17 protein-coding genes are annotated in these 22666 nt (G+C 42.1%); 5 read left to right on the forward strand and 12 right to left on the reverse strand.

Annotation, left to right across the window (positions count from 1 at the left end; translation table 11 throughout):
* Positions 1-25 precede the first annotated feature (25 nt).
* The gene (locus IMPJCBKJ_RS00895; RefSeq protein WP_166338634.1) at positions 26-2203 is read right to left on the reverse strand and encodes a malate synthase G; all 2178 of its coding nucleotides are present in this window, start codon (positions 2201-2203) and stop codon (positions 26-28) included.
* A 227-nt stretch (positions 2204-2430) separates the two neighbouring features.
* On the opposite strand from IMPJCBKJ_RS00895, the gene IMPJCBKJ_RS00900 reads away from it, so the two are divergent.
* On the forward strand, positions 2431-4032 hold the full coding sequence (locus IMPJCBKJ_RS00900) for an isocitrate lyase (protein ID WP_138599735.1): 1602 nt from the start codon (positions 2431-2433) through the stop codon (positions 4030-4032).
* A 735-nt stretch (positions 4033-4767) separates the two neighbouring features.
* Here the strand turns inward: IMPJCBKJ_RS00900 and IMPJCBKJ_RS00905 are convergent.
* Positions 4768-6789: a S9 family peptidase gene (locus tag IMPJCBKJ_RS00905; protein WP_166338224.1), complete on the reverse strand. Its 2022-nt coding sequence runs from the start codon at positions 6787-6789 to the stop codon at positions 4768-4770.
* Between the two features lie 162 nt (positions 6790-6951).
* On the opposite strand from IMPJCBKJ_RS00905, the gene IMPJCBKJ_RS00910 reads away from it, so the two are divergent.
* Positions 6952-7329 (forward strand): VOC family protein, encoded by a 378-nt coding sequence (locus IMPJCBKJ_RS00910; RefSeq protein WP_138600122.1) that lies wholly within the window; start codon positions 6952-6954, stop codon positions 7327-7329.
* Between the two features lie 175 nt (positions 7330-7504).
* Here IMPJCBKJ_RS00910 and IMPJCBKJ_RS00915 read toward each other — a convergent pair whose 3' ends face one another.
* The 4 genes from IMPJCBKJ_RS00915 to IMPJCBKJ_RS00930 are packed head-to-tail and all read right to left on the reverse strand — an operon-like array spanning position 7505 to position 11102.
* Positions 7505-8311: a hypothetical protein gene (locus tag IMPJCBKJ_RS00915; RefSeq protein ID WP_166338226.1), complete on the reverse strand. Its 807-nt coding sequence runs from the start codon at positions 8309-8311 to the stop codon at positions 7505-7507.
* Positions 8304-9113, reverse strand: coding sequence for a hypothetical protein (locus tag IMPJCBKJ_RS00920; protein ID WP_166338228.1), 810 nt, complete (start codon positions 9111-9113; stop codon positions 8304-8306). Before IMPJCBKJ_RS00920 ends, IMPJCBKJ_RS00915 begins: the two co-directional genes overlap by 8 nt.
* A complete protein-coding gene (locus IMPJCBKJ_RS00925) occupies positions 9106-9915 on the reverse strand; it encodes a hypothetical protein (RefSeq protein WP_166338230.1) in 810 nt (269 codons plus the stop codon). Before IMPJCBKJ_RS00925 ends, IMPJCBKJ_RS00920 begins: the two co-directional genes overlap by 8 nt.
* The gene (locus IMPJCBKJ_RS00930) at positions 9912-11102 is read right to left on the reverse strand and encodes a hypothetical protein (protein WP_166338231.1); all 1191 of its coding nucleotides are present in this window, start codon (positions 11100-11102) and stop codon (positions 9912-9914) included. The genes IMPJCBKJ_RS00925 and IMPJCBKJ_RS00930 overlap by 4 nt, the downstream gene beginning before the upstream one ends.
* 378 nt (positions 11103-11480) lie before the next feature.
* On the opposite strand from IMPJCBKJ_RS00930, the gene IMPJCBKJ_RS00935 reads away from it, so the two are divergent.
* Positions 11481-11741 carry a hypothetical protein gene (locus IMPJCBKJ_RS00935; protein WP_166338233.1) on the forward strand — a complete coding sequence of 87 codons (261 nt, stop codon included), beginning with the start codon at positions 11481-11483 and terminating at the stop codon, positions 11739-11741.
* 196 nt (positions 11742-11937) lie between these two features.
* On the forward strand, positions 11938-12918 hold the full coding sequence (locus tag IMPJCBKJ_RS00940; RefSeq protein ID WP_138619028.1) for a WD40 repeat domain-containing protein: 981 nt from the start codon (positions 11938-11940) through the stop codon (positions 12916-12918).
* A 49-nt stretch (positions 12919-12967) separates the two neighbouring features.
* On the opposite strand, the gene IMPJCBKJ_RS00945 is transcribed toward IMPJCBKJ_RS00940, so the two are convergent.
* The 5 genes from IMPJCBKJ_RS00945 to IMPJCBKJ_RS00965 are packed head-to-tail and all read right to left on the reverse strand — an operon-like array spanning position 12968 to position 18066.
* Positions 12968-13825, reverse strand: coding sequence for an aminotransferase class IV (locus tag IMPJCBKJ_RS00945; protein ID WP_138619026.1), 858 nt, complete (start codon positions 13823-13825; stop codon positions 12968-12970).
* Between the two features lie 2 nt (positions 13826-13827).
* Positions 13828-14691, reverse strand: a complete 864-nt coding sequence (locus IMPJCBKJ_RS00950) for a glutamate cyclase domain-containing protein (RefSeq protein ID WP_166338235.1) — start codon at positions 14689-14691, stop codon at positions 13828-13830.
* A complete protein-coding gene (locus IMPJCBKJ_RS00955) occupies positions 14676-15407 on the reverse strand; it encodes a 5-oxoprolinase subunit PxpA (protein WP_166338636.1) in 732 nt (243 codons plus the stop codon). Before IMPJCBKJ_RS00955 ends, IMPJCBKJ_RS00950 begins: the two co-directional genes overlap by 16 nt.
* A gap of 6 nt (positions 15408-15413) precedes the next feature.
* Positions 15414-16211, reverse strand: a complete 798-nt coding sequence (locus tag IMPJCBKJ_RS00960; RefSeq protein ID WP_166338237.1) for a putative hydro-lyase — start codon at positions 16209-16211, stop codon at positions 15414-15416.
* A gap of 46 nt (positions 16212-16257) precedes the next feature.
* Positions 16258-18066 carry a glycoside hydrolase family 3 protein gene (locus tag IMPJCBKJ_RS00965; protein WP_166338239.1) on the reverse strand — a complete coding sequence of 603 codons (1809 nt, stop codon included), beginning with the start codon at positions 18064-18066 and terminating at the stop codon, positions 16258-16260.
* Between the two features lie 350 nt (positions 18067-18416).
* Between IMPJCBKJ_RS00965 and IMPJCBKJ_RS00970 the strand changes: the two genes are divergently transcribed.
* Positions 18417-21290, forward strand: a complete 2874-nt coding sequence (locus IMPJCBKJ_RS00970; RefSeq protein ID WP_166338241.1) for an FAD-binding and (Fe-S)-binding domain-containing protein — start codon at positions 18417-18419, stop codon at positions 21288-21290.
* 50 nt (positions 21291-21340) lie between these two features.
* Here IMPJCBKJ_RS00970 and IMPJCBKJ_RS00975 read toward each other — a convergent pair whose 3' ends face one another.
* Positions 21341-22528 carry a heparan-alpha-glucosaminide N-acetyltransferase domain-containing protein gene (locus IMPJCBKJ_RS00975; protein ID WP_138619016.1) on the reverse strand — a complete coding sequence of 396 codons (1188 nt, stop codon included), beginning with the start codon at positions 22526-22528 and terminating at the stop codon, positions 21341-21343.
* Positions 22529-22666: the final 138 nt, after the last annotated feature.

Below are 22666 nucleotides of genomic sequence, written 5' to 3' on the forward strand. Positions count from 1 at the left end.
AACTCGAAGGGGAGTTGTGTAGTGGCTAATTTAACGATTTATACTTTATACGGAACGCATGCAATAATGGTTCAGTATAGCCACTAGGTTGTTTAACTCCCTCTAATACAAGGGCTAAAGCTGCTTGATAAGCAACACTTTGTGCTAAAGTTTCGGCTGAATCAGCCATATTATTGTAGGCCGGATCACCTTCATTTTGACCATCAACAACTTTCGCCATACGTGCCATGGTTTTTCTAATTTGCTCTTCAGAACAAACGCCATGATACAGCCAGTTGGCCATGTGCTGGCTTGAAATACGCAGTGTGGCACGGTCTTCCATTAAACCGACATGGTTGATGTCTGGTACTTTTGAGCAACCAATACCTTGGTCAATCCAACGCACAACATAACCTAAAATACCCTGAGCGTTGTTATCAAGTTCGGCTTGAATATCTTCTTTGCTTAAGCTGCTGGCATCTTTCATAAGCGGCGGAGTGAGTAAGCTGGTAAGGCTTGCTTCTTTGCGGTCCATAAGCGCTTTTTGGCAGGCAAATACATCAATATCATGATAATGCATGGCATGCAGTGTTGCAGCAGTAGGAGAGGGCACCCACGCGGTATTTGCACCACTTTTCGGGTGACCACTTTTTTGTTCCATCATTAACGCCATTTTATCTGGCATTGGCCACATACCCTTACCAATCTGTGCTTTACCACTAAGGCCAGTTGCAAGACCAATATCTACGTTGCGATCTTCGTATGCGCTGATCCAAGGTTCAAGCTTAATAGCGCCTTTTGGCAGTACTACACCTGCTTGCATTGAAGTATGAATTTCGTCACCAGTGCGGTCTAAGAAGCCGGTATTGATGAATACAACACGCTTTTTAGCTTCGAAAATACAGGCTTTTAAGTTAGCTGAAGTACGACGCTCTTCATCCATAATACCCATTTTAATGGTGTTTGTAGGCAAGCCTAACAGCTGCTCAACGCGGGTAAACAGGGTATTAGTGAAGGCAACTTCTTCTGGACCATGCATTTTTGGCTTAACAATATTAATACTATTAGCCGTTGAATTTTTAAGGCTACCTGTACCTTTTAAGTCATGAAGTGCAGAGGTGCTAGTGATAATGGCATCCATAATGCCTTCAAACACGTCATTGCCTTCACTATCTTGGATAGCTGGATTAGTCATTAAGTGGCCAACATTACGCACAAACATCATGCTGCGGCCTTTTAGCGTGATTGTTTCGCCATTGACACCTTGATATTGGCGATCTTCTGCTAAACGGCGTTCAATGGTTTTACCTTCTTTGTTAAATGCTTCTACTAGGTTTCCTTGCATTAAACCAAGCCAGTTTTGATAGACGTTTACTTTGTCTTCGGCATCAACGGCAGCAACGGAATCTTCACAGTCCATAATCGTTGTAAGGGCTGCTTCTAGTAGTACATCTTTAAGGCCTGCTTTATCTGCTTGGCCTATTGGGTGATGATGGTCTATTTGTAGCTCAATATGTAAGCCATTATTTTTCAATAAGATAGCGCTTGGATTTTGCGCTTCACCTTGGTAACCAATAAGTTGTTCAGGGTTTGCTAGGCGAACCTGACTACTATCACGTAATGTGATTAAAAGCTCATTATTAACCACTGCATAGCTGGTGCTTTCGATGTGTGAGCCGTTTGCTAAAGGCAGTGCTTTATCCAGAAACTGGCGAGCATAAGCCATGACTTTAAAGCCACGCACAGGGTTGTATGTAGAGCCTTTCTCAGCGCCGTCGTCTTCACTTAATACATCTGTGCCGTATAGCGCATCATACAGTGAGCCCCAGCGCGCATTTGCGGCGTTTAAGGCAAAGCGTGCATTGCTTACTGGCACAACAAGCTGCGGCCCTGCAGTGCTTGCGATTTCAGGCTCTACTTGCTCTGTTTCTATGCTGAAGCTAGCTGGCTCAGGAACGAGGTAGCCTATGTCTTCAAGGAATGCTTGATAGTTAGCCGCATCCCATACCGGCTGCTGTTTATGGTAGTCATCAATCTTAGCTTGTAGTTGTTCGCGTTTTTCTAAAAGCGCACGATTGATTGGCGTTAGTTCATTGACGATATCAGCAAAACCTTGCCAAAAAGTGTCTGTGCTAATGCCTGTTCCTGGTAAAAGTTGCTGTTCAACAAACTGTGCAAGTTGTTGATCAACGCTTAAACCGTTAAGTGAGAGAGTGGTCATAATAATGTCCTTTAAACGAGCTTAATTTGATCATTCATGGTCCAACCATATCGTAAAAAAGGCTAATAAGCAGGCTATTTACCATTCACTAAAAATATAGTGGTAATAACAACTATAAATTTACTAAATTCCAAAAATCCGCCTAATGTTGAATTAAGCGCTACGAAGCAAACGCCAAGTAGCCACTCTCACTAACAAAAAATAGATAACCCGTTCGAAGGATTTTTATTATGATAACATATCAACGCGAAACCGATAACTTAGCTACTTTATGTCAAACACAAGGCAAAACGTGGCAGTCAATCAACCCAGAATACGCTAGCCGTATGCGCTTACAAAACCGTTTTCGTACGGGTCTAGACATTGCTCAATACACTGCAGACATTATGCGTGCAGACATGGCAGCTTACGATGCTGACCACAGCCAATACACACAATCATTAGGCTGTTGGCATGGTTTCACTGCACAACAAATGATGATGGCAATTAAACGTCATAACAAAACAACTAAACGCAGCTATGTATACCTAAGTGGCTGGATGGTTGCGGCACTTCGCTCTGAGTTTGGTCCATTACCTGACCAAAGTATGCATGAAAAAACATCTGTTCCAGCGCTTATCGAAGAAATCTACACTTTCTTAAAGCAAGCTGATGCACGTGAACTTGACCACCTTTACAAAGACCTAGACGAAGCGAAAGCAAACGGCGGTGACGTTCAAGCAGTACTAAATAAAATCGATAACTTCGAAAGCCATGTTGTGCCAATTATTGCTGATATCGATGCGGGTTTCGGTAACGAAGAAGCAACTTACCTACTTGCTAAAAAGATGATTGAAGCGGGTGCATGTGCTATCCAAATCGAGAACCAAGTATCTGACGCAAAACAATGTGGTCACCAAGCTGGTAAAGTAACTGTACCGCATGAAGATTTCCTAGCAAAAATTAACGCGGTTCGTTACGCATTCTTAGAGCTTGGCATTGATAACGGTATTATCGTTGCTCGTACTGACTCATTAGGTGCAAGCCTTACTCAAAAAGTGCCAGTATCTAAAACTCCTGGCGACCTTGCTAGCCAATACACGTCGTTCCTTGAAACAACACCAGTAAACAGTGTGGATGACTTAAACGAAGGCGACACTGCAATGAAGCTGAATGGTCAGCTTTGCAAACCAACACGTTTAGATAATGGTTTATACCAGTTCCGTGAAGGCACAGAGAAAGACCGCGTAGTTCTAGACTGTGTAACTAGCTTACAATCAGGCGCAGACTTACTGTGGATTGAAACAGAAAAGCCAAACGTTAAACAAATCGCTGAGCTTGTTAACCGCGTTAAAGAGCAAGTACCCAATGCTAAGCTGGTATACAACAACTCACCATCGTTCAACTGGACACTTAAATTCCGTGAGCAAGTTTATGCTGAATGGCAAGAACAAGGTAAAGACCTATCTGCTTACCCAAGCATTGATGACAATAAGGCATTAATGGCGCCAGAAATGGATGACACAGAGCTTGCTGCGGCAGCAGACGTACTTGTACAAAACTTCCAAAAAGATGGTGCACGTGAAGCGGGTATCTTCCATCACCTAATCACGCTACCAACTTACCATACTGCGGCGCTAAGCACTGATATCCTATCAGAAGGCTATTTCGGCGACCTAGGAATGCTGGCGTATGTTCGCGACGTACAACGTCAAGAAATCCGCCGTGAACAAGCATCAGTGAAACACCAAGACCTAGCAGGTTCTAACATTGGTGATACTCATAAAGAGTACTTCTCTGGTGAAAATGCGCTTAAAGCCGGTGGTGAAGCAAATACCATGAACCAGTTCTAACCAAGTTGTAATGTAGTTTCCTTTATAGCTATTCAATAATGTTGTTAGGGGCCTTCGGGCCCTTTTTCGCTTTTTAGCTATCAGCTTTCAGCCGTCAGCCATCAGACTCGCATCTCTCACCTCGCATCTCGCACCTCGTATCTCGGATCACTCTTTAACCAAGTCTTGGATCAGCCATTTACTAGCTTTATAAAAATACAGATCACGCATTTACCAGCTTAAGAATTTTAGATCAGGATTTAACTACCTCCGCCTCATGAGCCTTAATTTAGGGCTTATTGGCAGAGCACAGCCTCTACAATGGCTAAAATTAGGTCATATAAACGGCAATTTAATGTTGTTTTGTAGAATCTAGCGATTTATAAACCGATTTTTTATCAACTCACTCAAGCCATAAACCGATTTTTTACCAACTCAACACCCTTACAAACCAAAATTTTACTAACTGAAGCTAGGTTTTTAGCGGCACAAACCGATTTTTTACTAACTCAAGTTACTGATTTTGGCTATAAACCGATTTTTTACTAACTGCTTTTGGATTAATGTCCGATATTTGAGAAGTGTATGTAAGGAGTTACTCACATTTTGAATGTAAAGGGGGTTTACAGAAAAGAGAGCTGTCAGCTTTCAGATTGAAATTCAAAAGTTAGAAAATAGCAGCGGGTTTATCCCGCGTTATGGTTTATATATGGCGCGGCATAAAGCCGCACCTAAACTATTGCTCGCAACCCGCAACTACTTACTATGTTTATCAAACCACCATTGAATATAGGCGACTTTGGTCATCAGGTTTGATGGGCGCGCGGTAATACCATGTGAGGCATTAGGAATACGCACCATCGCTGTATCAACGCCTTGAAGCTTTAACGCTTGGTAAAATTGCTCGGTTTCAGAAATCGGCGTGCGATAGTCTGATTCACCAGTTAACAGCATAGTGGGTGTTTTTACATTGCCCACATAGCTAATTGGAGAGCGCTTCATATAATGCTCAATATTGTCCCATGGTTTACCTGGGAACCAATAGTCAGCAAAGAAAGGGTAGAAATCAGCAGTTAGTACAAAGCTGATCCAATTGATTACAGGTTTAGCAACAACAGCGGCTGCAAAGCGGTCTGTATGACCTACAATCCATGCAGTTAAAACACCGCCACCTGAACCGCCGGTGACAAACAACTTACTCTCATCAATAAAGCCCTTATTGATGACAGCATCAACACCTGTCATCAAGTCATCAAAGTCATTACTTGGGTAGTTATGATGAATTGTTTGCGCAAACTCTTTACCGTATGAGTCACTGCCGCGTGGGTTCATATACAGTACAACATTACCTTTGGCTGCGTATAATTGTACTTCAGGGCTAAAGTGAGGGCCGTAGTTTGCAACAGGACCGCCGTGGATCTCTAAAACAAGTGGATACTTTTTGTTTTTATCAAAGCCCGGCGGGTAAGCAATCCAACCTTGAATAGCCAAGCCATCCTGGCTTGATTTAACCCAAATTTCTTCAACCTTAGCCAGCTCTTTGTCGCCCAGCGCATCTTCGTTTAATTGCGTTAAACGTGCGGTTTTACCACGCTTAATTAATGCTACATCAGCTGGACGCTGGGTATCTGCAAGTGTGAATGCAACTTCACCATCTTCGCTCACATCAAAGTCACCACCTGAATATGGGCGACCAAAGGCGACACTACCAATCTCTGAGGTAATCACCTTATGTTTACCACTACGCGGCTGGTAAGCTAGGTGAGTTTTACCTTCACTATCGTAGCTAAAATAAAGACCTCTGCCGCTATCATCCCATTTAATGCTTTCGACACTACGGTCTAAATCAGCAGTGAGTACTGAGGTTTTGCCTGATTTTAAATCAAGTAAATAAATGTCGTTATTTTCATAGTTAGTTTTTTTGTCGTCGTAGCCTGTGTATGCAAGGTAACGACCATTTGGCGAGACTTTAGGGCGTGAATCTGGGCCTTTACGGTCTGTTATTTGGGTAATTGAACGATCCGCTAAGCTAAGTTTATAGATTTCAGATTCAGTTGGGTGTAATTCATTGTCTTCATAGCGATTAGCCGAAAAATAAAACGCATCGCCTTGTTCGTTAAAGCTAATAGCACCACCATGATCAAAATCACCAGAACTTAATTGACGTGCATTGCCGCCCGTTGCACTGATGATAAAAAAGTGACGATAACCTTTTTCAGAGTAGCCACCGCCATCGGCACGGTAATAGGTATCGTCAATATATTTAGCTGGCTCTGCCCACTTAGCGCCTTCAGGCTTGCCCGGTAAAGACACTGGGCTTGCTGATTTTGCTGGCACAAACTGGCTAAACACCAATTGTTTGCCATCTGGCGTCCAAGTTAATCCGCCAGGGCTTTGCGTTAGGTTACTAATTTTTGCTACGTTACCGGTTTTTAACCATTTTACATAGATTTGGCTGCTACCATCTCGGGTAGAAATAAACGCTAAACGAGTTTCATCTGGTGACAATACCGGAGAGTAATCCATATGCACGCCAGACGTTAGCGGTAGCATGGTTTTACCATCTGGGTTTACTGACCAAATATTACTGACTTTACGGTCGCTTTTAATATCCATGCGATTACGCACAAAGTAAATTGTATCGCCATTTTTTGTCATTTCTATTTGGTTGGCGTATTCAAGATCAAAAACATTTTCAAGTTGAAAGGTATTGCTAGCTCCTGCATGGCTGTAAAAGCTGGCTGCTGCAAGCAGTGCTAAAGACGTTTTAAACTTCATTTTATTTCCTTGTTAGTGAGCAGAAATTAGGGCGTGTTAACCTGTTATAAAGTAACAACCATCAGAAATATAGTCCATTGCGATGAATGGAGAAATCAATAGACAGATGGTCATTTCCCTTTTATGTTGAGTACAGACACTTTTAAACGTAAGGAGCACACAATGATAGGTTACATCATGTTAGGCACTAACAACCTAGCTAAAGCAGTAAAGTATTACGATGAATTGTTCGCCACTCTAAGCGCCGAGCGCTTTTTAGAAACTGACCGCTTTGTGGCATGGAGCACAGGCCAAGATAAGCCCGGTTTTGCGGTTACCAAACCTTATAACGATGAAAAAGCCACAGTAGGTAACGGCACTATGATTGCTCTGGCAGTCGACACCCCAGCCCAAGTAGATGCCTTTTATAAAAAAGCCATAGAACTAGGTGGCACAGATGAAGGTGCCCCCGGCCCACGCGAAATGCCCGGCTTTTATGCGGGATACTTTAGAGACTTAGACGGTAACAAACTTAATGTGTTTTGTTTTACGCATGGGTGAGGGGAGTGAGCGAGGGAAAGTGAGCTGTAAACTTTCAGCCGTCAGCTATCAGATTGAAAGTTAACAGGCGCTAGGCTCTAGGAAACAGGGCCTAGCTTATGTAGTCGAGATTCTATGTCGCAGAATAGATTAAGCTATTTGCAGCCTCTTTGAACCATTTGAAAAGATGGAAATTTTAAACATACCTTGAATTATCAGCAATCAAGTTATCATGCTCAGCGGGTATGTCATTGAGCTTAATTGATTCCATAATCCGTTGTTGCGACGCAAGGGCATGTTTTGACCACTTTTTGTGTTTATCAGAGCGGTCAACGCGGTGGTTAAACTTCACCTCTAAAAAAGCATGTTCACTGAGTGGTAAGCAGTAGTAGTCTTGGTGAGAGCGATCATTATCTCTTATTTCTTGATAAAAAACCCAAGTTAGTTGATCGATAACTATGTCTTTTGCTGGAGGGAGAGGAGGATAACCATGCAATTTTATATACTCTTTGATTTCTTCGTTTATTTCAGCTTCTGTCCAATCGACTGAACTTTTAGCCCTTCTAGCTTTGACTTCTTTGGTAATACTAACGTTTCGCCCCTCATGTTCCCAATGAAATCTATCGTATTCATCAATCACAAAATGCTTCAACTGATCAATATCAAGTACTTTTATCTTATTTGTTTGCTTAATGCGTAGTTGGCAACTGAGCATGCCATACTCACTACTTGGTAAATAGCTAACAGGTGGTAAATACATCCAGTTTTCAGTGAGCATATGAACATACTCATGGTGTAAATAACTTTTCTTATGTTGATTAAACCAACTTGTAGAGTTGTGAGGAAATGAGACATCAATAGTCGATGGCGCAGCAGCAACATTGCTATCGGGCACACTCAGGGTTAGCAATTTATCTTCTAAAATAAGGCGGTGGTGTGCACAATTATCAAAGTTAGGGCCACCTATAAAGCCGCGTATAAATGCTTTAAGTAAATTAACCATGCTTCTCAGCGTTATCTGTTATTAAATTATCGCGCTCAGCGGGTATCTCACTGAGCTTAATTGATTCCATAATCCGTTGTTGCGATGCAAGGGCATGTTTTGACCACTTTTTGTGTTTATTAGAGCGGTCAACACGGTGGTTAAATTCAACCTCTAAAAAGGCACACTCACTGAGTGGTAAACAATAAAAATCTTGGCGGGTTAAGCAATTATTTCTCTTTTCTTGATAAAACACCCAAGGTTGATTATTAAAAATAACGTCTTTTGCTGGAGGAAGAGGAGGGTACCCATGTAATTTTATATACTCTTCGATTTCTTCGTTTATTTCATCGTCAGTCCAAGTTACTGAACTTTTACTCCTTCTTATCTTAATTTCTTCGGTAATAGTCACATTTCTACTTTCAGGTCCCCAGTGAAAATTATCGTATTCATTAACTAGAAAACGTTTCAACTGTTCAGTATTAAGTACATTTATTTTATTAGTTTGTTTTATGCGTAGTTGGCAACTGAGCATGCCATACTCGCTGCTTGGTAAATAATTAAGAGGCGGTAGATACATCCAGTTTTTTGTGAGCATGTGAACGTATTCGTGGTAGTAGAAATCTTCTTTATGTTGTTCATACCAATTTTTTGAATTATAGGGAAAAGATATGTCTATTGTCGAAGGTGCAGCGGCAACGTTACTGTTAGGCAAATCCAGCGTAAGCAACTTATCTTCTAAAACAAGTCGCTGGTGTACACAATTATCAAAGTTTGGGCCACCTATAAAGCCGCGTGTAAATACTTTAAGTAAATTAACCATGCTTCTCAGCGTTATCTGTTATCAAGTTATCATGCTCAGCGGGTATGTCGCTGAGCTTAATTGATTCCATAATCCGTTGTTGCGATGCAAGAGCATGTTTTGACCACTTTTTGTGTTTATCTGAACGGTCAACACGATGGTTAAACTCAACCTCTAAAAAAGCACACTCGCTGAGTGGCAAGCAATAAAAGTCTTGACGGGTTAAGCAGTTATTTCTTTTTTCTTGATAAAATACCCAAATTAGCTGGTTGATAGCAGTTTTTTTGGCGGCAGGTAATGGCGGGTAGCCATATACTTCAATGCGTCCAAGAATTTCATCTTCCAATGCTTCTTTACTCCACGGGTTAGCTCTTTTAGTTGACTCTAGTGAGGTGTCGTTTTTAATTTCAGTATTTCTACCGTCAGGCCCCCAATGAAAAATATCATATTCGTTAATGACAAAGTGTTTTAGTTGCGCTGTATCTAATACATTAATTTTTGTGGTTCGCTTTATGCGTAGTTGGCAACTTAGCATGCCATATTCACTGCTTGGTAAATAATTTAATGGCGGAAGATACATCCAGTTTTTTGTGAGCATATGAACGTATTCGTGGTAGTAGAAATCTTCTTTATGTTGTTCATACCAATTTTTTGAATTATAAGGAAAAGATATGTCTATTGTCGAAGGTGCAGCGGCAACGTTACTGTTAGGCAAATCCAGCGTAAGCAGCTTATCTTCCAAAATGAAACGGTGGTGTACATTATTATCAAAGTTTGGGCCACCTATAAAGCCGCGTGTAAATGCTTTTAGTAAATTAATCATAATCGAGGGTCCGTTGACGGTAGCGTTTTAATAAATGTTCTTACCGTATGAGCTTTATCGTGATAACCCAACATTTGCAGTTGGTCAGCATAGGTCACTAAACCTAAAAACGGTAGCGTATGTGGACTGGCACCTGAGTCCTCCCCTTTTACAAGACCTCTAAACTTCAAAGAGCGAACAAAACTACTTGCCGACAAATCATTACGGCCGGCTAAATTTGGCACAAGGTCATAAGGATTATTACGAACGGAAACTATTTTTATGCCAACAGAATGAGCGATGCTTTTTAGGCGCTCTAAATTAGCCCCAGAGCCATGCACCGCTAATTGCTGGCCTGTAAGAGGTTTACCGTAATAAATTCGGTAGTGCTCAAGGGCGGCACAAAAGATAATGGCACCTTGGCTATGCACAAGCCATTTAACCTGTTTACCTTGTTGACTATTTTGCGCAAGTACCGCGGCTAAATGCTGCGCATTGTGTGACTTAGTCCCTAGCCGTTTATCAAAGGCACTCTCAACTAAATCGAGGTAGGGGTTATCAGTTGGGTTATGAAACAAAGTATAAGCTTTAATACCATCGCCTTCATAGGCTCTATCTAGGTGGGTGCCCATTAACCACATTGCTTTTGTAAGCTCATTAAGCATACCATTGACTGCAGCATGTTCTGTATTAACTCTTGTAGTAGGCGTGGGTACTGGATCCCACGCACCTTGTACTTTTCTCAAATCATTTTCTTCCATAGCTTTATTATAGCTATGATTGCTCCGTCTTTTTACTTCATACAGCATGGTACGCTCAGCAGAAAATGTATCTTTCTTACCTAGTAATTGTTTATCAAATAAGATGTCTTCTAGGTTTATAAAACCATTTTTTAGTGAATACTCAATCAAAAAATGATAATTGCGAAACGGGTATTTAGTTCGCCATAAGCGTCTTAACGGATTACGACTATGCTTGATTGAGTTTTGCGCATTGGGATTGGCACATATTTGCATAATATCGGCGCAAACCATTTTTATATCATAGTCATTCAGTTGGGATAGCATCGCCAGTGCTTGGAAAGTAAATTTTACTTTACTGAAAGGAAAATCAGCGGGTAGTTTCACACCAAAATCGCGACAGCTAAGGGCGTCAAGTGGAATAACAGAGTTAGCATTGATAGTTTTATTAAGTTTTGACCAAGACATATTGCTTCCTTGTAATGTTGTCTGTACCTAAAATGATAAAGAAAACATTTAGCAATCGCAAAGTAATTTCAACTTTTTGTAATATTTGATTATTTGTTCATATGTTTGTTTATAGTTAAGGGTTATCCATTTTTGCAGCGAATTGGAAGGGTTGTTCGGCGCTAAAGCACCTCCAACCTCGTTTCTCGCACCTTAAAAACACACATCACAATACGGTTGTATTTATTTTAGGAAATAGTTGTCTTTTTCACTATTTATTGGTGGAAATATCAACTATGCTTTTGCGTGAATAATCCATTTTATTGATTTATATGAGGTTATATTGTTGGTTCGATAATTGCTCCAGTCTTTTTACCAACACTTTTAAAGGAAATAAAAATGAAAAATACACTAACGCTTACCCTTCTCGCTGTACTGCTTTTGGTTCTGTATTTACAGTTCACAGAATTAGCCTATAAATTTGGTTTTGCTGAGCTCAAACTAAATGCGGTTTTGGAAAACAGTGAACATATGAAAGTAAAGTGTGATGCATACTCACTAGGCTTTTTTGATGAAATAAAACTTCAAAATAAATTTCAAAAATGCATCAACGATTATGAAGCCAAAGGCTACGAAATCGTGAGCAGAACAGACCAATAATCGTTTCTTGTAGGCGCCATGCTTGCATGGCGCGCCGCTGCATCGCACAGCTGCCAGCGCTTCGCGCGAAATAAATTTCACGCCTACAAAAACTGATGGCTGACGGCTGAAAGCTGACAGCTAGTTCCCCTACCAACTTCCGCTTATTTTCATTACACTGCCTCTATACAAAATAATTATAAAATTGAGAATAATCATGACGTCGAAACTGTTTAAACCTCTTGCTTGTGTATTTGCACTAAGCCTTGTGGGCTGTGGTGGAGGTGAGGTGTTTACTGCCCCTGCTAGTAGTGAGTTTGCCCATGGCAATGAGTTACTAAGTGCCACGGCACTAACCGAGGATGCTAGTCACGCGTTAGTGGCAACCCAATCTGAGGTGTGCGTTTGGGATAATCAGTTAAAAGCGCGTCTATACGATTGTATAACAGGGCAGGGCGCTGAACATGTTGAGCTTGTGGGTTTTAGCGCTAACAAATCTCGTTTTTTCATTTCAAATCGATTATCGGTGACTTTATATGATACTCGCACAGGGCGTAGCATTGGTACTTGGCTCACCGGGCAAGAAATCGCCAGAGACATCGCTATTTCAGCCGTAGGCGATACGTTGGTTATCGCTTATCGTAGCGGCAAGGCTGAGGTAATAAATACCCGTACAGGTGATACTAAGCGTTTTGATATTCATCGTTTAGATATTAATAGCGTGGCGTTATCGGCTGATGGTCAGTGGGCGTTTACCGGCTCGAGCGACAAGTACGTAAAGCTTTGGTCAACGAGCGATGGCAGCACTCGTTTTGAAGAGCGTTTAGCGACCAGAGTGAATCACGTTACTTTAAATAAAACAGCAAGCTTGGGCTTTGCAATTGACTCGGTTGATGATCGTGTATTCTTTGATTTAGCCAAGAAAAAAGAACTATCAGAAGTGGCCTCATACTCTAACTTTATTGAATTCACCGCATCGCAATTTATTAATCAAGATAAATGGCTATTAACGGGCTCGCCAAAAATGAAGATGCGTTTATATCGCGTTGCAGATGGTGAACTAATCGCTGAATACGAAGCTAAACAACAGCGCCAGCGAACGTCGGTTCTGAGTGTGGCTTACGATGGTAAGCAACTATATTCAGAAACCAGTGACGGCCTCTTGCAAGCTTGGCCTTATAAAGCAAATAAAAGCTAAAACAAAAACGCCTACTTGCAGTAGGCGTTTGTTTTTGAGTGCGATTAAATTAGTAATCAAACTTATGCTTGGTAAACAAGCTTTGCACTTGTTGCCAAACTGCACCAGGCTTACCATCGCCAACTAACTTGCCATTTACTTTTACAACTGGGCCAACTTCTTTAGTGGCGCTGGTGATCCATACTTCGTCGGCATCAAGTAACTCGTCTTTACTAATAATGCGCTCTTGCACTTTAAAGTTACTGTAACTGTGAAGAATATTGAGGATTAACCAGCGGGTGATCCCCGGTAAAATTTGGTTATCAAGTGGTGGCGTGCCGATCACACCATCTTTTACTATAAACACATTACTTGAACTTGCTTCGGTAATTTCTTCTAAGCGGTTAAATAGAATGGTTTCTTTGTTGCCCGCTGCTGCACCGTGCTGGAAATGGATCACGTTGCCAAGCAGTGCCGTTGATTTAATATGGCAACGTTGCCAGCGACGGTCTTGCTCAAGTGATACGGTGTAAGTTGTTGCATTGTCGATATCGCTTTTTGGCTCTGCCGGAATTTCAAACGCAAACGCGAATACGGTCGGGGTAATATTAGTTGGGTAGCCGTGGGCTCGTTTAGTGTCGGCGCCGCGGCTAACGTGCAAATAAATCCCTAGATTATCACCTTGGTTTTTCTCGCATAAATCATTACAGATTTTACGCCACCTATCGGCACTGTAATCGAGCTTAATTTCAAGTTCGTTTAAACCGTTATTCATACGCTCAATATGTGCGCCAAAGCCAAGCATTTTGCCTTGGTATGATGGGATCACTTCATAGATGCCATCGCCAAATAAGAAGCCGCGATCCATGGGTGAAATCTTTGCTTCATCAGCGCCAAGGTATTCACCGTTTAGGTATACCGTGCCCATTGTTAAACCTCATTCTCTGTCGTAAAGCCGCCAAGTTGGCGAAGCCGAGTTATTAATTGTTGACCATGCATTGCATGCAGGCCGTCTTCGGTGAGCTCATTTTTATGGGTGACGCCATCGACACTACCGCGCTCACTTAGGTAATGTAAAATGTTGAGTGGCTCAATATCAGCCAACAAATCAGTGTTATGCCAGCGACTTAAAAAGGCAATGAGTCCGTATGCTGCCCAGTTAGATACATCGGCGAGTAACAGCTCATCACAGGTTGTTAAACAAGGAGTGATGTTTAGCGCTTGCATATGCTGTGCAAGGTTACCCATGCCTATTTCGTTACCGCCATCACCAATCGCTATGGTGGGGCAAGGTGCTTCTGTCACAAAAAAATCAAAGCAGCCGCAATGCTCCGAAATATCAATACCGCGCATATTATAATAACGCTGATGCTCGTTAAGCCCCGGGCGTTCTATTGATAAAACACACTCAGGTTTTAGCTGCGCAAGGGCTTTAATGCTAAAAGTGTGTGCATTATCAATGCTATTTATAGGTAGCTCAAAACAGTTAAAGTCATTTTTCAGGGCACTGTAAAGGGGGTTGCCAGTAACCAAAATAGGCTGTTTACCAAGCTTTTCGAGTACCTTGTAAAGTGCAATTGCACCAACCGGACCATCAGTCTCGAAGGTATTGTTGACCGCAAAGCCCGTACCTATCAACACAGTACCTTGTACTTTATAAAGGTATTTTGCTGCGCGTAAATACGTACCCGTTAGTTGTTTTGCGTATAAATGCTGCATACCACGTGGGTTTTGTTCAACCATCATGGTTTCAATGTGTTGGCTGAGCGCAGCGTCGCTTAGGCTTGCTGACATAGTGCTTTGATCTCTTGAATGAGTGTAATACCCGCTTCATTATCGCCATGTACACACAGGCTATCGGCATTAAGTGCCATCTGCTGACCACTTCGCGTTGTAACTGTGCCATGTGCAACTAACTGTTTAACCTGCGCCATTAGCGCCGCTTTGTCGTGTACGCTGCCCGCTAAAGAACGTGAAACAAGCTTACCTTCGTCTGTGTATTGACGGTCGGCAAACGCTTCTAAAATGAGTTCTAGTTGCAGATCGTTGGCTTGCACTTTGTGTTTGGCAGCTTGGTTGGTAGCTAAAATCATTAATTTTAATGGCTTTGCATAACTTGCCACTGCGCGCATGACAATATTCAGCGTTTGCTCGTCACTCATCATGTCGTTATACAGTGCGCCATGTGGCTTAACGTATTCGAGCGTTAAACCATGTACTGCAGCCATACCGTCAATTGCAGCAATTTGATAATGCAGGCAATTGGTCAGCTCTTTTTCGCTCATAACCATTGAGCGGCGACCAAAACCTTGCTTATCTGGGTAACTTGGGTGCGCGCCAACCATTACTTTGTGCTGCTTGGCTAGGGCTAGGGTGTTTGCCATCACATCGGCATCGCCAGCATGAAAGCCACAAGCAATATTTGCCATATCAATATGTGGCATAACTTGCTCATCTAAGCCCATTTTCCACATGCCATAGCTTTCACCAAGGTCGCAGTTTAATTTCATCGTCATTTATAACGCTGCCATTTTACTATTTGGAATATCAGTGATCAGCATGTGTCCTGGACTATGCGTGATACAAAAATCAGGAGCCGCGTTGGCAATCGCGACTTGTGGAGTAACACCACAGGCCCAAAATACGGGCACTTCGCCTTCTTTAATGGTCACCGCATCACCAAACTCAGGTTTGTTAATATCTTTAATGCCAATTGCAGCAGGGTCGCCAAAATGCACTGGCGCACCATGTACACTTGGAAAGCGGCTGCAAATTTGGATAGCGCGAATGGCATCGGCAGGTTTCATCGGGCGCATACTCACAACCATATTGGCGTGGAAAATTCCCGCACTCTGGCACGCCATATTAGTCACATACATAGGCACATTCTTTTGTTCGCTGATGTTTCTGATTTCAAGACCTGCGGCAATCAGCGCTTCTTCAAATGAGAACGAGCAACCAATTAAAAAGGTGACTAAATCGTCGCGCCAGTGACGGGTAATATCGGTTACTTCTTCAACCATTTGGCCAAGTTTGAAGACGCGGTAACGAGGTAAATCGCTACGAATATCAATGTCTTCACCAACACTTGGCATATCGGCAACGCCCGGTAAGCGACTAGAGGCAATAATTGGGCACGATTTTGGGTTTGCTTGACTAAACTGCAAAAAATCAAACGCGTACTGTTTGGGTAAAATGACTAAATTAGCCTGCACAAAGCCCGGTGCAAAGCCCGATGTATTACCACTGTAATCTCCTGCGCGAACCATTTTTCGTATAGCTGCGGGAGTGGTTAATGATGCATTTTTTTGCATATACCGATCCTTACCAAATGCTTAACTGATAGTTTTACAATAACACTCAGTTCATATCATTAATAGTAACGGGTAGCTGTCCTTTTGCAGGAGCTTTTCCTAGTAATACTTTTGCCAGCGCTGTGAAAGCTGGCCCTGCAATTTTCTCATCAGTATCTACATCAATATTGTAAGCATAAGTAGCAAGTACAGCGTCGCTAAATTTCCCGAATTGGGCAATATCGTAAGGGGCACGTAAGCTTACAAATATAGTCTTCTTATGGGCTAATTTTGCTTGTTTTAGCAATGACTCTAATGCCGCAGATTGGTCGGCTTTAGCAATTGCAAACTCCGGGTTGTCAGCTAAGTCATCCATCCCACCGACTTCAACAGCACTTTGTTTTGGTGACGCATTGGCGGCAATGATTATATCCGCTTCGTTAATTTCTTTTAATGTTGCAAGCGGCTCATAACCTTGCAAACTTGTGCAGCTAAAGCTGATTAACTTATCGGTGTTGTCAATTAACGCCTGCTGCAGAGCATAGCATTTACGGGTATCTGGCATAATAATATGCACTTTGTTGTTCGGTTTAATGCTAAGCGGTAAGGTGTTTTTTTCGTTTTTCACTTCAGTGATAGCAGCTAATGCTAATTCGGCTTCTACTTTTCTATGGCTTTGATCACCGAGTAAAAGCTGCGCTTTTTTGATGGCTGCTTTGTCATCAAGCAACGAAGTGAGCTTAAACTTTTCTTTAAGTTTTAAAATACGTGTAGCAGAAGCGCTCATTTCGTTGGCATTTAACGTGCCGCGTTGTACTTCTTGTTCTAATCGCTCAATCAGGGCTTCAAGTACTGCTAAGTCTTTAGGGCTTCTGATTTCAATTGGCATAAGAGCAATATCAACACCCGCTGCAAAGGTATTTACTACCGCTTCAATTGGTTCAAAGAAGTGGCTGATCCCGGCCATATCGAGAGCATCTGTGATCACCACACCTTGATAACCAAGTTCGTCACGTAATAAGTCGGTGATGATTTTGCGCGACATCGTTGCTGGTTTGATCATGGTTTTGCCTTCTTTACTGACAAACGTGCTGTCGTCGAGGGCTGGGTATTGGATATGTGCAGTCATGATCATACCCGGTTGTTGGTTTTTAATAATTTCTTTAAAAGGGGGTAAGTCTTGTTGCCAAATGGTTTCTTTATCATGCATTACTTTTGGCAGGCCTGTGTGGCTATCTACATTGGTATCGCCATGCCCCGGAAAGTGCTTTAACGATGAAATAACGCCGTTGTTTTCAAACCCTGCCACTTGGGCACCACCTAGTTTTGCCACCAATTGCGGATCTTCACCGTAAGAGCGCACGTTAATAACTGGGTTATCTGGGTTCATGTTTACATCAACCGTGGGGGCATAGTTAACATTTACACCTAGTGCCAATAGCTCGTCGGCAATAATGCGTGCAGACTCAGTCGCGAAGTGGGTGCCATGTTCTTTATAGGTCGCGCCAATCGACATGTTACCGGTAAACGACGTACCTACATCACGAGGAATACGGGCAACTCGGCCACCTTCTTGGTCTATCGAAATAAATAGCGGTAAGCCTAACTCTGACTTAGCAGCGGCTTTTTGTAAGTCATTATTAAGTTTGATCACTTGCGGCACGGTTTCGATATTTTCTGCAAATAAAATCACCCCACCAATGTTATGTTTAGTGATGATATTTGCTAAATCAGCCGGCAGCTCTGTCACCGGTGTACGGCATTTTTGCTCACCCGGGTCTTGCTCGCAGTAATAACGTAGGTCAAGCATGAGCTTTTGCCCTAACTGTTGTTTTAAAGTTAATGCAGACTCAGCAAATGATGATTGTAATGGCATGAAACATCCTAATCCGATAACCAGTGACGATAGTGCAAACTTATTTAACACAGCAAGCTCCAAAGCAAAACGCTTATTTAGTTTTTAGAATAAATTATTCTTGATGTTAATGGGTTTTTAAATATAAATACAGTATTTTTTTGCTACCCTAGCGGTTTTTGAGTCCGACTGCAAAAAGCTAAGTTAGATCACCAAATAGGGCTAATAAGCTTAAGTAACCAAACCTTTATACTGGTGAAAAGCGTGGCAAGTTGATAATTTATCAATTTAATGGGTCGCTTTTTAGTACAATTTAAAGTAATAATATATTCCATAATCATCAGCGTAAATATGACAAGCCTGGGGGCGAGATGGCTTTTACTCGATTGCACGCATTTAAACAGCAAATTAAACCTTTTTTACCAGAGTCTGCATTAATAGAAGATTACTCGCGCCGTTATGCGTACGGGACTGACGCTAGCTTTTATCGATTAATCCCTGAGTTAATTGTATTAGTGAGCAATCAAAATCAAGCACGGCAAGTGATCATTACTGCCAACGAGCTACAGGTTCCCATTACTTTTCGCGCCGCTGGCACGAGTTTATCTGGGCAAGCAATTACCGATTCGGTATTAGTTTTATTGTGCGATAGTTGGAGCAAGTTTGAGATTATTGATGACGCCGAGGCAATCCGTTTACAACCGGCGATCATTGGTGCTCGAGTAAATCAAGTATTGGCCCCGTTTGGTAAAAAAATTGGCCCTGATCCCGCTTCAATTAATAGCTGCAAAATAGCCGGAATGGCGGCAAATAATTCATCGGGCATGTGTTGTGGGGTGGCGCAAAACAGCTATCACACAGTAAAAGATATGACCCTCATTTTTGCCGATGGCACTGTGCTAGATACGGCTGATAGCCAAAGCTGTAATGCCTTTTTACAAAGCCATAGTCTTTGGGTTGATGAGCTAATGAGCCTTGTTGATAGGGTAAAGCAAAACCCCGATTTGAGTGAGCGCATCGCCCATAAATACCGTTTAAAAAATACCACGGGTTATGGTTTAAATGCACTGCTGGATTTTTCTGATCCAATCGAAATCATTAAGCACTTAATTATCGGCTCTGAAGGCACCTTAGCTTTTATCGCCGATATCACTTACCACACCGTGGTTGAGCATCAGTACAAACACACAGGTTTCTTTATTTTTGACGATATCAGCAAGGTGTGTGAGCTGGTACAAAGGCTGAGTGAAGTTGATGTTGCGGCCGTTGAGCTGCTAGATAAACGTGCCCTGATGTCGGTATCTGAACACGCCATAATGCCAAAAGAAGTGGCCAGCTACCCAGAGCAATCAGCGGCACTGTTAATTGAGTTAAGAGCTGAAAATGCACAGGCTCTCGATGTGCTCACTAAGGTCACCGAACAACTTCTTGCTGAGTTTAAGCAAAGCCAACTGGCAGCGATTGAGTTTTCAGCAGACAGCGCCCGTAATGCGGCACTTTGGAATATCCGTAAAGGTACCTTTCCTGCTGTTGGCGCAGTGCGCGAAACTGGCACTACTGTGATTATTGAAGATGTTGCCTTTGCTCTTGATAAATTAGCTGAGGGCGTAAATGCGCTGCATCAATTATTTATCAAATATGGTTATGATGAAGCCATTATTTTTGGGCATGCCCTTGCCGGAAATCTGCATTTTGTATTCACCCAAGCTTTCGATATACCAGAGCAAGTAAGCCGATACGAGCAATTTATGGCTGATGTGGCGAACTTAGTGGCGGTTGAACTAAAAGGGTCATTAAAAGCTGAGCATGGTACTGGGCGTAACATGGCACCGTTTGTTGCCACCGAATGGGGAGACGATGGCTTTGCGGTGATGGTTGCGCTTAAAGCATTATTCGATAAACAAAATATTCTTAATCCTGGGGTTATTATAAATCACGACAAAAATGCTCACACTCAGCATTTAAAAGTCATGCCAAAAAGTGATGATATTATCGATACCTGTATTGAATGTGGTTTTTGCGAAGTTGTTTGCCCGTCAAAAGGGCTTAGCTTAACACCGAGGCAGCGTATTACTTTATGGCGACACCGCACAGAGCTACACAATCAATTGCTAACAACCGAAGATTTAGCAAGCAAGCAGAAGTTAAATCAAAAGCTCAGTGTTATCGAGGCCGACTTTAAATACTTAGGTATAGATTCATGCGCGGCAACGGGCCTTTGTGGCCTTAAATGCCCGGTGGGAATAAACACGGGCGAATTTATAAAATCGCTCAGAGCAGAGCAAGCCTCATCGAACAAAGTTGCGCGATCATTATCACGTTTTGCTAGCAAGCATTTTGCGGTTGTTGCTAAGGGTGCACGGTTTGGTTTAACTGTGATGCAGGTGCTCGAAAAAGCAATCGGCAGCAGTAAGCTAAGAAGCCTAAGCAAGCCTGCCAATAAGTTGCTTGGTACACCGCTGTATTACTCGGCATGGCCAAGAGCTGAGCAACCAATTAATAAGCAATTCAAGCAGCTCCAACAAACGAAAAAGTTGGTGTATATGCCAAGCTGCGCAAGCCGGATTTTTGCCCCCGATAAGTTTGCCGATGATAAGCGCCCACTGCTAGATGTTATCTATTCACTCGCTGCCAAAGCAGGCTATGAAGTGCTACTTCCGCAACAAGTAGATTCACTTTGTTGCGGTATGCCATTTGCTAGTAAAGGCTTTAATGAAGAGTTTAAAAATAAAAGTAAGCAGTTACTTACTGAGCTCGAGGCGCTTTCAAATAATGGCCAATATCCCATTGTTTTTGATGCCAGCCCTTGTGCACTTACTACTCTTAATACCGCGCAAAATACGGCACTCACAATTTATGAAAGTGCTGATTTTGCAGCCCAACATTTACTGCCTAATTTGCAGGTAACCCCCGTGCAAGATCCGGTGATGCTCCATGTTACTTGTAGTTCTAAGCGATTAGGTAAAGAGCAAAGCCTAGTATCACTTGCCAAGGCATGTAGTAATGAGGTGATTATTCCAGCTGATATTGAGTGTTGTGGTTTTGCAGGTGATAAGGGCTTTAACTTGCCAGAACTCAATGGCAATGCGTTAAAAACCCTTAAACAACAGGTACCAAAGAACTGTAATCGCGGCGTGTCTAATAGCCGTAGTTGCGAAATTGGTTTAACTGAACACAGTGGCATTAGTTATCAGTCAATTTTGTATCTACTCGATAAGCAAAGCCATGCAATAAAACAGGCTTAATTGCTAATTTGATGAGCCAGTTGCTGACTGGCTCATCTATTTTTTAAAGCTTACACTTTCCAAAAAATGCCTTTGCGGTAGCAGCCGTACATCACACCATAAGACACCATTAAAAACAGCAGTGAAAAGCTAAATGAAGCGAGGTGATCATTACTGATCACTAATTGTATTAAGCCATAAATACTGCCTTTTAAACTGCTATCGCCGAGCGGGATCATAATTAATAGCCGTGCAAACACGCCCGCAAACATAAAAAATAATATCGCATTCGCACCAAATACAATAAACGGAGCGCCCCAACTACGCAGCTTATAAATATCTAAAATAGCACTGCACAGTGCATAGAAAATCGCTGCAAGCCCTGAGCTGAGTAGCACATAGCTCGGCGTCCATAAGGCTTTATTGATAGGTGTTATTAGTGCAATCGCATAGCCAGCAATAACGGCTAATGTGCCCAGTAAGATAAGTGTACGGGCTTGTTTTTTAAGGTCGGGTTGCTTAGTTAAATAAACCGCAGCCAATATGCCGCTTAGCGCACTTGCAATGGCAGGCAGTGTTGAGAACAGTCCTTCAGGGTCAAATGGCAGTGGCTTAGCATTGGCATAATACAGGTGATGACTACCAAGTACGGTATTGTCTATGAAGGCACTTAAGTTATTGCCATGTAACCATAAACCACTCACTACCTCGCCGTTTGGCAAGGTATACGGGATATAAAGCATGGCGGCACCATAAAATAATAAAAGAGCGATGCAAGTAATGGCTATTTTCTTAGGTGATAAATAAAGATAACAACACAGAGCTACTAAATAGACCAAACCGATACGTTGCAGCACACCTAACACGCGCAGCTGTAATAACTTGTCATCAACCCAGCTAAAAGAAGGATCTCGAAAGTTGTAATAAAACAAGGCTAAAAACCAACCGAGAGCAATGAGTTTAATGGTACGAATAACCCCTGCTTTTAGTATGTGTTGATCACTGATCCCTTTAGCACGCAAGCTATTTACTGATAGCGTGATAGACATGCCGACAATAAAAATAAAAAACGGAAAAATTAAATCGGTAGGTGTCCAACCATGCCAGTCAGCATGCTTTAAAGGCCAATACATCGCTCCCCAGCTGCCAGGGTTATTCACTAATATCATTGCGGTAATAGTCAAACCGCGCATTACATCTAACGCCATCAGGCGATGTGAAGGGAGTTTATTGATGATCGCAGAACTATGTTTAAACATGAAAAATTTCTATATTTTTTCTTTATTGTAATAAATTATTCCTTTTGGGCAAGTTTATTTGTCAATATAAATTTTGATTTTATTGCATCATCATTGAGCTAAATCAAATTATGACGAAAGTTTTATAGAGGCTGTAGT

This window comes from Pseudoalteromonas sp. MB47 (assembly GCF_011319765.1).
Classification (GTDB): domain Bacteria; phylum Pseudomonadota; class Gammaproteobacteria; order Enterobacterales; family Alteromonadaceae; genus Pseudoalteromonas; species Pseudoalteromonas simplex.